Consider the following 14,355-nt stretch of genomic DNA (forward strand, 5'->3'; position numbering starts at 1 on the left):
GTCCTACTTCCCCTCCCCTACGGGCGCGGGCCGTCCCAGCGCCCGGAAATGCCAGCCCGCCGCGGTCCAGCGGTCCGCGTCGAGCACCCCCCTGCCGTCCACGATCCGCGGACGGGAGACCAGTGACACGAGCCGCCCGGGGTCCAGTTCACGAAACCGCGGCCACTCGGTCAGATGCAGCACGAGATCGGCGCCGCGCAGCGCTTCCTCGGGCGAGACCGCGTACCCGAGGAGCGGATACGCCTTGCGGGCGTTGTCCATCGCCTCGGGGTCGTAGACCGTGACGTCGGCGCCGTCGAGCCCGAGGCGCGCGGCCACGTTCAGCGCGGGCGAGTCGCGGATGTCGTCCGAGTCCGGCTTGAAGGCGGCGCCCAGGACGGCGATCCGCGCGCCGAGCACTCCTCCCCCGCACAGCTCGCGCGCGAGGTCGACGACCTTGTCCCGGCGCCGCATGTTGATCGCGTCGACCTCGCGCAGGAAGCCGAGCGAGACGCCGAGTTCGTCGGCGCGGTGCGCGAAGGCACGGATGTCCTTGGGCAGACAGCCGCCCCCGAAGCCGACGCCCGCACGCAGGAACGTGCGTCCGATCCGCTCGTCGTGGCCGATGGCCTCGGCCAGTACGGATACATCGCCGCCCGCCGCCTCGCACACCTCCGCCATCGCGTTGATGAACGAGATCTTGGTGGCGAGAAAGGCATTGGCGGCCGTCTTGACCAGCTCGGCGGTCGGGAAGTCGGCGGTGACGAGCGGGGTCCCGGCGGCGAGGACGGGGGCGTACACCGCACGGAGGATTGTTTCCGCGCGCTCCGACTCGACGCCGAACACCAGCCGGTCGGGCCGCAGCGTGTCCTCGACGGCGAAGCCCTCGCGCAGGAACTCGGGGTTCCAGGCAATCTCCACGGGGTGCGTGTCCGCGAGCCGCCGGGCCGTCCCCACCGGCACGGTCGACTTGCCGACGAGCAGCGCGCCGGCCGAGGCGTGCCCTGCGATCGCCGCGAACGCCGCGTCGACGTACGTGAGGTCGGCGCCCTCGGAGTCCTTCAGCTGTGGCGTTCCGACACACACGAAGTGCACCTGGGCGAACGCCGCCGCCTCCTCGTAGGAAGTGGTGAAGCGCAGCCGCCCGGAGGCGAGGTGCTTCCGGACGAGCTCGCCGAGCCCCGGCTCGTGGAACGGCACCCGCCCGGCGCCCAGCGCGGCCACCTTGTCGGGGTCGACGTCGACGCCGAGCACCTCGTGCCCGAGCTCCGCCATGCAGGCGGCGTGGGTGGCACCGAGATAGCCGGTGCCGATGACTGTGAGCCGCATACGGGCGGCCTCCTTAACCTTCATGTTCCGGTCGGGCCGTTACGTGCGTTCCAGCACCTGGACGACGACGTGGTGCAGCTTCACCGTGCGCGCGGCCTTGAAGTCCTTCTCGATCGCCGCGGCCGTCCTGTCGTCGGCGCCCGTCAGCAGCGGGCGGCCGTCGCTGATCGTGGAGACCAGCCAGATCCGGTCGACGCCCTTGAGACAGCGGGCCGGCTGCTTGCACTCACTGGCGCCGTACGAGCCGTTCTGCTGCGGGGTCCACTCCATGAGGACGTCCCTGGGGGCCTCGCGGTCCCGCAGTTCGTACGCCATGGCGCGGCGTTCCGACATCCCGCCGTTGAAGATCATTCCGTCGCCGGACCGCTCGCCGGACGCGATCACATCGGCCGCACCCGCGTAGTCCGGCTCGTCCGGCAGGTCCTTCTTGGCGTCGCCGATCGCGGGCCACGCCACGAAGGCGTACCCGGCGACGACGGCCGCCACCAGCAGCCCGCCGAAGGCCTTCGCACCGGCGCCCGGACGGGCCTCCGGGTCGAGCCGCCCGGCGATCCGGGTGACCGCGGCGGCCACCAGAAGCGTCCATGCCGGAATGGTGAAGAGGAGGTAGCGCGGCAGGAAGAGGTGCAGCTGATCGGCCGTCAGGAAGGTCAGCACGGGCGGCAGTACGGCCCAGGCTCCGAGCAGCAGCGCGTAGCGGCGGGCCACCAGCAGTCCGAGCAGGCCGAGGCCCATCACGGCTCCGCCGGTGATCCACGACCCGAACAGCTTCTCCGGGAAGTCGATCAGGTCATCGGCTGTGGTGTCGTTCCACGCTATCTGCCCGCTCTGTCCCGATCCTTGCGCCACCATCGGCAAGGTGATCGACAGCCCGAGCAGCGCGGCGCCCGCGAAGGCGTAGTGCGCGATCCGGTCGCCGCGCTTCTTCGCCAGTACGACCAGGCCCAGATGCCCGGCGATCACGGACATCGCGACCAGGTGGCCGAATCCGGTCGCCGCGATCGCCAGCGCGTACAGGGTCCAGTCCCGCAGGCTCGGCTTCTCCAGAGCGCGCAGCAGGAGCAGCGTGGCGAGCAGCGCGAAGAGGGTCGCGAAGGCGTAGGGCCGTGTCTCCTGCCCGTACCGCGTGATCGCCGGAACCAGCGCGAACAGCAGCCCGGCCAGCAGCCCGGTCCGCACGGCGAACATCCGCCGCCCGAGGAGCCCGACCAGACCGGCCGAGACCCCCATGGCCAGTGCCTCGGGCAGCCGCAGCATGGCAGGTGAGTCACCGGCCACCGCGATCCACAGATGCATGCCCGCGTAGTACGGAGTGAAGACGACGTCGATGTTCTCGATGAGCCGCCCGAGGAAGTGCCACGACAGCGAGGAGGCCCACCAGGTGGCGTGCTCGTCGCGCCAGAGCTGGCGCTTGCCGAGACCCGGCAGCACACAGGCGAGCGCGACCAGTGCCGGCACCGCGAAGACGAGCAGCGCGGCGCCCTTTCCGCCCCTCTCGGCACGGCGTCTGGCCGCGCGCCCCTCGGTCTCGGGCTCCGCGCGATCAGCCCCCGGAGCCTGCGCGTGCGCCGTCATCGCCTCGCCCGGTGGGTACCCCGCCGTCATCGCCTCGTCCGGTGTGTACGCCGCCGTCATCGCTTCACCCAGATCCGGTACGGTGCCTGCCCGCCGGCGCTGTCCTTGTCGGCGGGCCGCAGCACGGCCAGCAGCCGGTAGTGCGCGTTGCCGCGCAGCTCGTCGGGCACGGAGGCGGCCCGCAGCACGATCGCGTCGTACGAGCCCTTCTTCACGGCGGCCGTCAGCGCGGTCCCGCGCCCGGCCAGGTGCCACTGGCCCGGGTCGGTGTGGGCCCGCAGGTAGTACGCGGAGATCTCGGGCTCGTCGCTGAGATAGCTCCCCTTGGCGCCCTTTTCGGCCACGACCTCACGCAGTGCACCGATCATGGCGGCCGAGTCCGGCGGCCGGTACAGCTCCCGCGTCTGCGCCATGCCCACGACCAGCGCGGCGACGTAGATCATGATGCCGATCTGCGGGTACCGGAAGTGGGCGCCCATCATCCGGGAGATGCCGAGGCCCGCCATGGGTACCGCGAAGAGCAGTCCGAAGCCGATGTGGAGGTGCAGCGAGCTGCCGTTGCCCAGGTAGGCCTGGTAGAGCGGGGCGAGCAGCGCGGTGGCGCACATGGTCAGGCCCAGCGCCGACCGACGGATCGTCCCCGGCGCCGAACCCTCGGCCCAGGGCATCTCGCCCATCCGGGCCCGGCGGGCAAAGCCCACGGCGCCGATCACGGCGACGGACAGGACGACGCCGCCCCACTCGGCACTCTCCTTGAGCAGGCTCGCCGCGCTGTCGGTGGCGTGCGCGTTCCAGCCGTGCGGCATGCCGTGCAGTGCGACGCCGACGAAGCACAGGGCTCCGGTCGCCGCCGCGAAGAGCCCGCCGCGCACGAACGCGCCGGCGCCGCGGAAGCGGTAGGCGGTCAGTACCGCGAGCACCGTCAGCGAGGGCAGGTACAGCGCCGCCGAGTACGCGGCGAACGGCGCGAGCGCGGCGAAGGGCGCCGCCACCAGCACGGCCGCGGGGCTCGACTGCCGGGTCCTGGCCAGCAGCCACAGGGCCGCGGCGAGCAAGAACAGCGACAGGGAATGCAGAGAGGCGTACCGACCGGTGAAGGCGGTCGACTCCAGTACGGAGTACATCGCGGCGGCCGCGAGACCGGCCCGCACGTTGAACAGCAGCCGGGTCGCGCCGAACAGCAGGGCCGTCGCGCCCAGCGCCCAGGCCAGGCTCAGCGTCCGGGCGCCGGTCAGCCCCGCGTCCGACAGCAGCCCGGAGAGGGTGCCGTCGGACATCAGGAACTTCGCCTCCTGCGCGAAGGCGCTCCCGTCCAGCCGGTAGGACAGGCCCGCCTGCACCAGGAGGATCAGCACCAGCACACCGCGGCTGATCCACGCCGAGCGGCTGTTGTCGACCGACCAGGCGGAGACGGGTACCTCCGGAAGCACATAGCCCGGTTCGGGCTCGGGCTCCGGTTCGAGGACCGTGTAGTGCGGCACGTAGTAGTCGGCGTCGGCATCGGGCTCGGCGCCGGGGACCTGCTGGGCCGTATACGGCGGGTACTGCTGCTGCCAGGCGCCTTGGCCCGGCTGCTGCTGGCCCGGCTGCTGGTAGCCCGACTGCTGCTGGCCCGGCTGCTGCTGGCCCGGCTGCTGGTAGCCCGACTGCTGCTGGCCCGGCTGCTGCTGGCCCGGCTGCTGCTGGTAGCCCGACTGCTGCCCGCCCGGATATTGCAGAAACGATTCTTGAGATTGCGGGGCGGGCGCGGCCTGCTGCGCCTGCGCACCCCGCTCCTGCCAGTACTCCTGTCCGTGCCGCAGCCCGTACTCCTGCTCACCACTCATGACCGCGGCACCTCGAATCCAAAGGCGTCGTCGGCGATCAGGCGCTTGAACTCGGCCAGGGCCAGCGGACTGCTCTGGATCCGCCAGTCGGCCCGCTTGGGAATGTTGAACCAGAGGAAGCCGATGACGTCCTCGTTCTCCTCGACCCCGCCGAGCAGCCCGCGCACATCGGCGCGCCGCCGCTCCCCGGGCTCCGCCGCGGTCTCGCTGATCAGCACCGGCTTGTCGGTGAACGTGGCCACCTGCCGCCTCGTCGGCCCGTACAGGGTGTCGAAGGTGTGGGCGCCGGTCGTCGTCCAGTAGCCGACGATCCCGACCCAGTCGACATACGCGTCACCGGGCCAGTACGGCTTGAGCTGGACGGTCGGCACGGGGTTGACGACATTCGGGCTCCACACCCAGACGACGTTGGTCGCGCCCTCCTCCTGGAAGAGGTCGTGGATGTGCCGCCACGCCTTCACAAAGGTCCGGGGCGTCGTGTCCTTGGTCCCCCACGGGTACCAGTGACCGTTCATCTCGTGCCCGAAGCTGATCGCGACGGGCACATCGGTCTTACGGACACTCGCCGCGAACTTCTTGATGTACGAGTCCTGCGAGCCGTCCGCGATCTTGTCGAGGCCGGGCTTGAACGGCTCCCACGAGACGTACAGCAGCCCGCCGTCCTCGAAGACGTTCTGCGCGCCTTCGGCGTTGAAGCCGTCGCCCCACGACGAGTACGACCCGACCATGTTCGGCTGCTTGCCGACGGTCTTGGCGAAGGCGTCCACGGGCTTCATCGAGCTGGGCGCGCCGTCCACGGCGACCCCGAAGTACTTCTTGGCGGGGTGCAGCAACGGCTTGACGTCGTACGGCAGCTGCTGCGCGGCCCGCGCGGAGGAGTCGGCGGACGGCTCGCGGGCGGCGTCGGCGGCGGGGTCGCCGTCGCCCCCGAACAGGCCGCAGCCGGAGACCCCCGTCAGGGCCATCAGCACCAGTGCCAGCGGGAGCAGCGTCTTGCGGATCATGCGGTGTCACCTGCGGTGGCGGTGTGATGCTCCTTGGGCTGGATCAGCGCACGGGCGACGACCAGCGCGTAGAACAGCCCGGAGGACAGGACGAGGGCGAAGTCGGGCGGGTAGCCGGTGAACAGCCGGTACACGGCGGTGCCGACCCAGATCACGGCGGTCCCGCCGCTCCAGATCCACAGCCCCAGCCAGAACCGCCGGGTCTTGTTCTTCTTCGCGCCCTTGGACCCGGTCGGCTGCCAGCCCATGCGCTGCTTGCGCAGGATGTCCCAGATGGCGAAGACGTGCGCCCAGCCGTACATCATCCGCGCCGACCAGGCCTCCAGCCGGTAGGGCGCCTTGTGCCACATCGGGAAGATCATGGTCGTGTAGACGATGCTGGGCAGCACCCACACCAGGTGCTTGACCTGGAGCATCTCCGGGCTGGCGAGCAGCAGGACGATCGGCACCAGCGGCGCCACGAAGGTGAACAGCGCGGTGTGGATGTAGTAGAAGAACCCGGACATGTAGCAGAGCCGGCTGGAGAAACGGATGGGCGCGTCCCAGAACTTCTTGCTGCCGAGCAGCGACATCGAGCCCGAGCACCAGCGGTACTGCTGGTTGAAGAAGGCGCCCGCGGTGTCCGGGCACACCCCGGTCGACAGCGCTACGGGCACGTACTTCAGGTCCCATCCGAGCCCGCGCAGGTCGAACCCGGTGTGCACGTCCTCGGAGTGCTCGATCAGCGTCGTACCGCCGTTGGTGTCGAGGGCGGCCCGCCGGTAGATGGCACAGGAGCCGACGCATATCGCGCCGTCGCTCCCCTGCCGCGACACCTGCACGGAACGGTAGAAGAGCTCCTGTACGGCCCCCGCGCCCCGCTCGATCCAGTTCTGCGAGTCGAGCACCCGGAAGTACTGCGGCGACTGGATGATGCCGACGCGCTCGTCCGCCTCCATGTACGGCAGCAGCTCCTCCAGGAGGTCGGAGCGCGGCGTGAAGTCGGCGTCGAGGATGAGGATGTACTTGCCGTCCGACTGACCGAAGCCGTAGTGCAGATTGCCGGCCTTCTTGAACCAGCCGCGGTTCTCCCGGGTGCCGTAGCGGAACCCGAAGGCGGCGGCCATCGCGGCCAGTTCCGGGCTCGCCCCGTCGTCGAGGACGAAGGGCACGCACCGCCCGGGATAGCGGTCGGCCAGCTGCCGTACGTGCGTCCAGGTGTTGTGCAGCACCTCGATGGGCTCGCCGCACACCGGCAGGAAGACGTCGACGGTCGGGTAGACCGCCGGGCGCCAGCCGCGTACCAGCTCCTGGTGGTACGCGAAGTCGAAGTCCCGCGTGAAGCCGTTCACGCGCAGCGACACCAGGTAATAGACCACCGTGAAGGCGAGCGGCGGCGCGAAGACCCACATCAGCGGGCTGGCCTGCGTGAGCGCGATCTGACTGACGGTCAGACAGCCGAAGCTGACGACCGACGCCAGCGTCAGCACCCACAGGCGCCGCTTCACGTACGAGTACTTCTCCGCATGCGAGGGCGGCGCGGGCAGCAGCCCGAGCGGTGCCTGGTCGGCACCGCCACGCCGTCCTCCGTGCCGTGCGGCCCTGCGCCCCCCAGCGCCTGCCGCTCCAGCCATGCGGGCAGAGTCAATTGATGACATTCCCACCCTCCGGGCCGATGACCCGTGTAACCCCCACCCCTGACGACCCCGCACAGAACGCGGGGTCGAGAGACGAAAGGCTATCCGAGGGGCAAGAATGATGTAAGGCTCAACAAGTGACGTACGCCGGGTAAGTCCCGACATGAGAGTAATCTGCGTGGAAATTACAGGTAACTAACGGGTTTCACGCCACGCACACCGGACGAGCGCGAAATTTCCCTGGTCAGCTGCTTCGTCGCTCCAGGAGCTGGACCGTCACGTTGTGCAGCCGCTGGGTGCGCACCACCGTGTACCGCGCGGCCAGCACGGCGGCCGTGCTCTTCCTCATCCGGAAGCGCGGGTCGCCCTTCGCCGTCGACACCAGCCACAGGCGCCGACCGTCGGCCAGGCACGTCCCGGGCTCGCCGCACTCGGACGCCGCATACCAACCGATCTGCTGAGGCGTCAGCCTCATCAGGACATCCTTGGGACGGGCGCCCCCACGAAGCTCGTATGCCATGGCCTTGCGCTCCCCGAGCTCTCCGTTGAAGACGATGCCGTCACCGGGGCGCTCCCCGGTCCTCACGATGCGTCCCGCGCCCGCGTAGTCGGGCTCGCCCAGGAGATCCTGACGGGCCGTCGCGACCGCGGGGAACACCTGGAACGCGAACCCGGCCACGGCCCCGGTCACCAGCACCCAGCCCGCCGTCCTCGCCCGGCACACGCGGATCAGCCTCTCCGCACACAGGTCGGCACCGGCCACCGCGAGCAGCAGCCAGGCCGGGACGGTGAACAGCAGATACCTGGGCAGGAAGAGATGGAGCCGGTCGGACGTGAGGAAGGTCACAGCAGGCGGCAGCACGGCCCAGACCGCCGGCATGACCGCTTTGTGACGGGTCATCAGCAGCCCGACGACTCCGAGCCCCATCACCACGGTGCCGGCGAACCAGGACCCGAACAGGTCCGTCGGGTACCTGGCCAGGTCCTGCACGGTCGCGTCGTTCCATGCGATCTGGCCGGCCTGACCCGAGCCCTTGACCATCGTCGGGACGAGCACGGAAGTGCCCATCACCATGGCGCAGCCGAACGCCCAGTAAACGAAGTGGTGGCCGCCGCGCCTGGCTCTCACCACCACCGCGGCGTGAGCCGCCACCACGCTGAGAGCCACCAGATGGCTGAGCCCGGTCAGGGCGATCGCCAGCGTGTAGAACGTCCAGATCTTGAGCGTCGGCCGCTCCAGGGCCCGCAGCAGCAGAAGCGTCGCGAGCAGGGAGAAGAGCATCGCGAAGGCGTAGGGGCGCGCCTCCTGACCGTACCGCGTGACCGTCGGGACCACGGCGAACAGCAGGCCCGCCAGCATCCCGGCGCGGGGGGTGAACAGCTGCCGCCCGAGAAGTCCCAGCAGCCCCGCCGACGCCGCCATGGCCAGCGCCTCGGGCAGCCGCAGGGCGGTCGGCGAGGAGCCGACAAGGGCGATCCAGATGTGCATCGCCGCGTAGAAGGGCGCGAAGACCACGTCGATGTGCTCGACCAGAAGGCCCAGGTCCGTATACCTGATCGAGGACGCCCACCAGGTGCAGTGTTCGTCGCGCCACAGTTGGCGATGTCCGATGCCGGGCACGACGCAGGCCCCCGCGGCGGCCGCGGGCAGCAGGAAGACGAGGAGCGGAGCCCACCGGTCGCGCGCCGACCGGTCGGTGGCTTCGGTCCCGGCTGTACGGGGCCGGCAGACGGCGAGATCCGTGGTCGAGGAGGTCATTGCTTCACCCAGATCCGAAAGCTGCCGCTGTTCCCGGCGTACGGCAAGGTGGCCAGCAGGCGGTAGTGGCCACTTCTGCGCACGGCCTCGGTGATCACGGGGTTCATGTCCGGCTTGGCGACCCCGTCGAGCACGACCAGATCGAACCAGCCGTCGGCCAGCGCCTTGCGATAGCCGTCCCGGCCCTGGTGGACGGTGCCGTGGGCGTCCTTGTAAGCGATGTAGTAGAGCGACGACCACTGGGTCGGCTTGGTGATGTCGCGCAGGTAGTACGCGGGCACGTCGGGCGTCTCGGCGAGGTAGTGGCCCGCGCCCGGGGTGACGTGCTGCCTGAGCAGCGCGTTGACCTGACTCATATCGGGTCGCGAGCTGAACCACTCGGCCGACTTGGTCAGCCCCACACAGAGCGTGGCGACCCACAGGACACAGGCGAGCTGGGGAAACCGGAAGTGCGCGCCCACGAGCCGGGTCAGTCCGACACCGGCCATGGGCGCGGCGAACAGCAGGCCGAATCCCACGTGCTTGTTGAGCGAGATGGCGGCGGCCAGGTGGATCTGGTAGAGCGGGGCGAGCAGCGCGGTGCCGCACAGCAGCAGACCCAGCAGGGTCCGCCAGACGCCGCCCGGCGCACCGAGGCGCGCTGCCTGCGGCGCTTCGCTCATCCTGCCCCGGCGGGCATACGCGATGGCGCCGAAGCACGCGGTCAGGAACATCAGCCCGCCCCAGACAGCGCTCAGCCAGAGCAGCTCCACCGGCCCGTCCTGGCCGTGCTGACGTGCGGTGGTGGTCTTGCGCACACCTGCGAGTACGTCGCTGTAGCAGAGCACGGCGATGATCGGAACGGCCACACCGATCAGGAGCCACCCGGCACGTACGAGGCTCGACCTGCCGCGGTGCGGCCAGGCGATGAGTACGGCGAGTGCGAAAAGCGTCGGCAGAAAGAGCCCGGCGGCGTACTTGGTGCCGACTGCGAGGACCGCGACGGGTGCGGCCGGGAGCACCGCCACAAGAGGTGCCCGGTCGGTCCGTACGACGATCCAGGCCGCCAGGGCGAGCAGGAAGATCGCCGCCGAGTCGTAGGTGGCGAAGTTCCCGAGCATCATCGTGGATGGGAGCACCGCGTAGAGCGCGGACGCGGCGAGCGCCGGCCGCTCACTGAAGATCCGCCGGGTCATCGCGTACACCAGGGTGTTGGCGCCGAGCATGAAGAAAAGGCTCAGCAGCCGGGCACCCGCCAGTCCGAACACGGCGTCGACCGCCGCGGCCAGAACCGGATAGAGGAGCGGGGAGCCCGAGAAGTAGCTCGCGTACCCCTTGTCCATGGGTGTGCCGTACAGCAGATGGTGGATCTGCACATGACCGGCGCTGAGGTAGAGCGCCTCGTCCTGGAAGGCGGAGTTGTGCAGCCGCAGCGACAGTGCCGCCTGGAACAGCAGGACGGACAGCAGGATCGCCCGGCTCACCCATGTGCGCCGAGGGCCGCCCACCGAACTCCAGGCCGCCTCCGGGACCGTCGGGACACGATAGGCAGGGGCGACCGGGGCGGACTGGTCGACGAGTTGCGCCGGGACCGGAGGGATCACCTGGGGGCCACGCTCTGCGGGCGTCATCCGACCTTCCGCACGTCGAAGCCGTAGAGGTCGTTCGCGGCGAGGCGCCTGAACTCGGCAAGGCCGTCCGGATTCACCGACAGTCGCCATTCGGCGCGTGCCTTGTAGTCGAACCAGGCGAATCCGATGATGTCCGGGGCGGCCGAGACGCCGTCGAAGAGAGCACGAACGTCGCCCGCCCGGTGCTCGCCCGGCATGGCCGCCGTCTCCAGGAGGAGCAGCGGCTTGTTGGTGAACCTGCGCACCTCCTGCACGGTCGGACCGAACAACCCCTCGAAGGTGTGCGGGTCCCAGTCGGTGAAGTACCCGATCAGGCCGACCCAGTCGACATAGCCCTCACCCGGGTAGAAGGGCTTCAGGGCCACGTGGTGGCGGCCGGTCGGATCGATGATGTTGGGCGACCAGGCCCAGATCACGTTGGTCGCGCCGACGTCCTCGAAGACGTCGTGGATGTGCCGCCAGGCCCTGACGTACTCCTTGGGGGTGGTCCCGGTGGTCCCCCACTTCTCCCAGTCGCCGTTCATCTCGTCCGCGAAGCTGATCGCGATCGGGACGTTCAGCAGGCGCGCCGCCGTCGCGTACTTCTTGATGTACGCGTCGGACACGCCGTCGGCGATCCTGGTGAGGGAAATCGTCTTTGGTTCCCAGGACACGACCGTCAGCGCGCCGGAGTTCCAGGCGTTGCGTACGCCCGTGGCGTCGAACCCGTCGCCCCAGGCGGCGTAGTACGCGATGAGGTTCGGCTTCTTGCCGACCATTCTGGCGTAGTCGTCCACCGGCTCCATGGAGTTGGGGGCCTTCTGCCGGGAGACCCCGAAGTATTTCTTCGGCGGCTGGAGCAACGGGCTTACGTCATAGGCCAGTTCCCCGGATGCCGCCGCGCCGGCGTGGGCGGTGGTGGCCGGCGTGCAGGCCGTCCCCCCGAACATGAGGACGAAGAGGGTCATGAACAGGGCGGTGGTGGCACGGGATACGCGCATCAGCGGGCTCCGATCGCACGAGGCTGCAGCAGGACCCGACCGACGATCAACGCGTAGAAGAGTCCGGAGGACAGAAGGAGGGCGAAATCGAGGGGGTTCAGGGTGACCATGCGCCAGGCCGCCGCGCTCACCCAGAGCACCGCCGTCCCGCCGCCCCACAGCCAGAAGCCGAGCCAGTGCCGCCTGTTGCCGATCCGCCTCGCGCCGCGGGAGCCGGTGGCCTGCCAGCCCATCCGCCGCCCCCGCACGATGTCCCAGATCGCAAAGACATGAGCCCAGCCGTACATCATGCGCACCGCCCACGCCTCCAGGCGGTAGGGAACCCGGTGCCACAGCGGGAACACGACCGTGGTGTAGACGACGCTGGGCAGGACCAGCCAGAGGCTCTCGACGCATGGCTTGTCCGGGAACGCCAGCAGCAGCACGATCGGGATCAAAGGCGCGGCGAAGGTGAACAGCGCCGTGTGCAGGTAGTAGAGGAAGCCCGACAGATAACACAGCCTGCTCGACAATCTCAGCCTGGTCTGCCAGAACTTCGCGCTGCCCAGCAGGCTCATCGAGCCGGCGCACCAGCGGTACTGCTGGTTGAAGAAGGCGTCGGCGCTGTCCGGGCACACCCCCGCCGACAGTGCGACCGGCACATAGCGCAGGTCCCAGCCCAGGCGTCGCAGGTCGAAGCCGGTGTGCACGTCCTCCGAGTGCTCGATGAGGGTGGTGCCGCCGTTCTCCTGCAGCGCCGAGCGCCGGTAGACGGCGCAACTGCCGACGCAGATCGCCCCGTCATGGTTCTGCCGAGAGACCTGTACGGCCCGGTAGAACAGCTCCTGGACCGCGCCGGCCCCGCGCTCGATCCAGTTCTGCGCGTCCAGCACCCGGAAGTACTGCGGAGACTGGACGATGGCGATCCGCTCGTCCGCCGCCATGTACGGAAGCAGTTCCTCCAGCAGATCCGCGCGCGGCGTGAAGTCGGCGTCGAGGATGAGGATGTACGTGCCGTCCGTGCGATCGAACCCGAAGTGCAGATTGCCGGCCTTCTTGAACCAGCCGCGGTTGGTACGGGTGTCGTAGCGGAAGCCGAAGTCGGCGGCCATGGCGCGCAGTTCGGGGCTGGCCGAGTCGTCCAGAACGAACGGCTCGCAGACGCCCGGGTAGCGGTCCGCGAGCGCCCGCACATGGGTCCAGGTGTTGTGCAGCACCTCGATCGGCTCACCGCACACCGGCAGGAAGACGTCGACCGAGGGGTAGGTGACGGGGCGCCAGTCATCCACGAGTCTTCGATGCTGTGCGAGGTCGAAATCGCGGCTGAACAGGTTCACCCGGAGCGAGATCACGTAGTAGAGCACCGTGAAGGTCAGCAGCGGGGAGAACACCCACAGCAGTGGGGTGGAAGAGGCCAGCCTGAACTGACTCAGCGCCAGGCAGCCGATGCTGACGAGCGAGGTGACGGTCAGCACCGCCAAGCGGCGTTCGGCGTAGGCGTACTTCTCGTCGTCCGACGGTGGCACGGGCAGCAGACCGGCCGACGCCGGCTTGCTCGCCGTAGGCCGAAGGGTTGGCTGCCGCCTCGTACCAGGGCTCACCACACGGGCGGCCTCAATTGAACTCATAGGGGTCTCCCAGACCGCCGTCCTCGCACCGGACGAGGCGGCGTGCCGGGAAATCTAGGCGGGGTTCCGTGTACCGCCGCGACGGCACGACCAGCCAGAATCCACACTTAACCCGAACTACTGGGAACTCTTACTCGAAATGCCGCATAATTATGGAAATCCCATGGCGCAGAGGGTGCTCAGCAGCAACCCGCTCCGGGCAGCGAACGCTTGTTCCGCGCCTCCTTGTTCCGCGCGGCCAGCAACTCGTCGGCGGGGTAACCGACTTCTTCCAGCGTGAGTCCATGCGGCCGTACGACATGAACGGCCGAATCCCGTACGCCGGCGGCCAGTACCTTCCCGGGCCAGTCGGACCCGCGATGCCCGTCCCCGACGAACAGCAACGCGCCGATCAGCGAGCGCACCATGTTGTGGCAGAAGGCGTCGGCGCGGACGGTGGCGGTGATGATCCCGTCGTCGCCGCGCACGAGGCTCAGCTTCTGGAGCGTACGAATGGTCGTCGCGCCCTCACGCTTCTTGCAGTAGGCGGCGAAGTCATGCTCCCCGACGAGCCGTTGAGCGGCCTCGTTCATGGCATCGAGGTCCAACGGCCAGTCGTGCCAGAGAACATGATTGCGCAGCAGCGGGTCCACACCGCCGGGGTTGTCGGTGACGCGGTAGGCGTACCGCCGCCAGATCGCCGAGAAGCGCGCGTTGAACCCGTCGGGCGCCTCGGTCAGGGACCACACCCGCACGTCCTTCGACAGCCGCCCGGCCAGCCGCTTCAGCAGCTTCTCCTGATGCTCGGCCCACAGCTCCACCGGCAGATCCACGTGCGCCACCTGCCCCCGCGCATGCACACCGGCATCGGTCCGCCCGGCCACGGTCAGCTCGTACGTCATCTCCTTCGACCGCGTCACCGTCCGCAGAGCGTCCTCGATCTCCGCCTGCACGGTCCGCTGCCCCCTGGCCTGCTTGGCCCATCCGGAGAACTCCGTCCCGTCATAGGAAAGGTCCATCCGCACACGCACAAAACCGGGCTGCACTTCGTCACTCACACCTAGATCCTCTCAACCGCACTCCATCAAGGC

At 69.3% G+C, this 14,355-nt stretch carries 10 protein-coding genes; all 10 read right to left on the reverse strand.

Annotated elements, in window-relative coordinates; genetic code table 11:
* Positions 1–3: 3 nt before the first annotated feature.
* Complete coding sequence (locus IEY95_RS35540; RefSeq protein WP_189190317.1) at positions 4–1,308, reverse strand: UDP-glucose dehydrogenase family protein; 1,305 nt, start codon at positions 1,306–1,308, stop codon at positions 4–6.
* A gap of 39 nt (positions 1,309–1,347) precedes the next feature.
* Positions 1,348–2,943, reverse strand: coding sequence for a glycosyltransferase family 39 protein (locus IEY95_RS35545; RefSeq protein ID WP_229703583.1), 1,596 nt, complete (start codon positions 2,941–2,943; stop codon positions 1,348–1,350).
* Positions 2,940–4,709, reverse strand: a complete 1,770-nt coding sequence (locus IEY95_RS35550; protein ID WP_189190318.1) for a glycosyltransferase family 39 protein — start codon at positions 4,707–4,709, stop codon at positions 2,940–2,942. The genes IEY95_RS35545 and IEY95_RS35550 overlap by 4 nt, the downstream gene beginning before the upstream one ends.
* Positions 4,706–5,713, reverse strand: a complete 1,008-nt coding sequence (locus IEY95_RS35555; RefSeq protein WP_189190319.1) for a glycoside hydrolase family 26 protein — start codon at positions 5,711–5,713, stop codon at positions 4,706–4,708. Before IEY95_RS35555 ends, IEY95_RS35550 begins: the two co-directional genes overlap by 4 nt.
* Complete coding sequence (locus IEY95_RS35560; protein WP_229703584.1) at positions 5,710–7,326, reverse strand: glycosyltransferase family 2 protein; 1,617 nt, start codon at positions 7,324–7,326, stop codon at positions 5,710–5,712. Before IEY95_RS35560 ends, IEY95_RS35555 begins: the two co-directional genes overlap by 4 nt.
* Before the next feature lie 247 nt (positions 7,327–7,573).
* Entirely contained in the window at positions 7,574–9,088 is a 1,515-nt protein-coding gene (locus tag IEY95_RS35565; RefSeq protein WP_189190320.1) for a glycosyltransferase family 39 protein, read from the reverse strand.
* Entirely contained in the window at positions 9,085–10,698 is a 1,614-nt protein-coding gene (locus IEY95_RS35570) for an ArnT family glycosyltransferase (RefSeq protein WP_229703585.1), read from the reverse strand. Before IEY95_RS35570 ends, IEY95_RS35565 begins: the two co-directional genes overlap by 4 nt.
* Positions 10,695–11,678 carry a glycoside hydrolase family 26 protein gene (locus IEY95_RS35575; RefSeq protein WP_189190322.1) on the reverse strand — a complete coding sequence of 328 codons (984 nt, stop codon included), beginning with the start codon at positions 11,676–11,678 and terminating at the stop codon, positions 10,695–10,697. Before IEY95_RS35575 ends, IEY95_RS35570 begins: the two co-directional genes overlap by 4 nt.
* Positions 11,678–13,285: a glycosyltransferase family 2 protein gene (locus IEY95_RS35580; RefSeq protein WP_189190323.1), complete on the reverse strand. Its 1,608-nt coding sequence runs from the start codon at positions 13,283–13,285 to the stop codon at positions 11,678–11,680. The genes IEY95_RS35575 and IEY95_RS35580 overlap by 1 nt, the downstream gene beginning before the upstream one ends.
* Positions 13,286–13,464: 179 nt before the next feature.
* Complete coding sequence (gene truA / locus IEY95_RS35585; protein WP_189190324.1) at positions 13,465–14,322, reverse strand: tRNA pseudouridine(38-40) synthase TruA; 858 nt, start codon at positions 14,320–14,322, stop codon at positions 13,465–13,467.
* Positions 14,323–14,355 lie beyond the last annotated feature (33 nt).

The sequence above is a fragment of the Streptomyces albiflavescens genome, from assembly GCF_014645835.1.
In the GTDB taxonomy this organism is placed as follows: Bacteria; Actinomycetota; Actinomycetes; order Streptomycetales; family Streptomycetaceae; genus Streptomyces; species Streptomyces albiflavescens.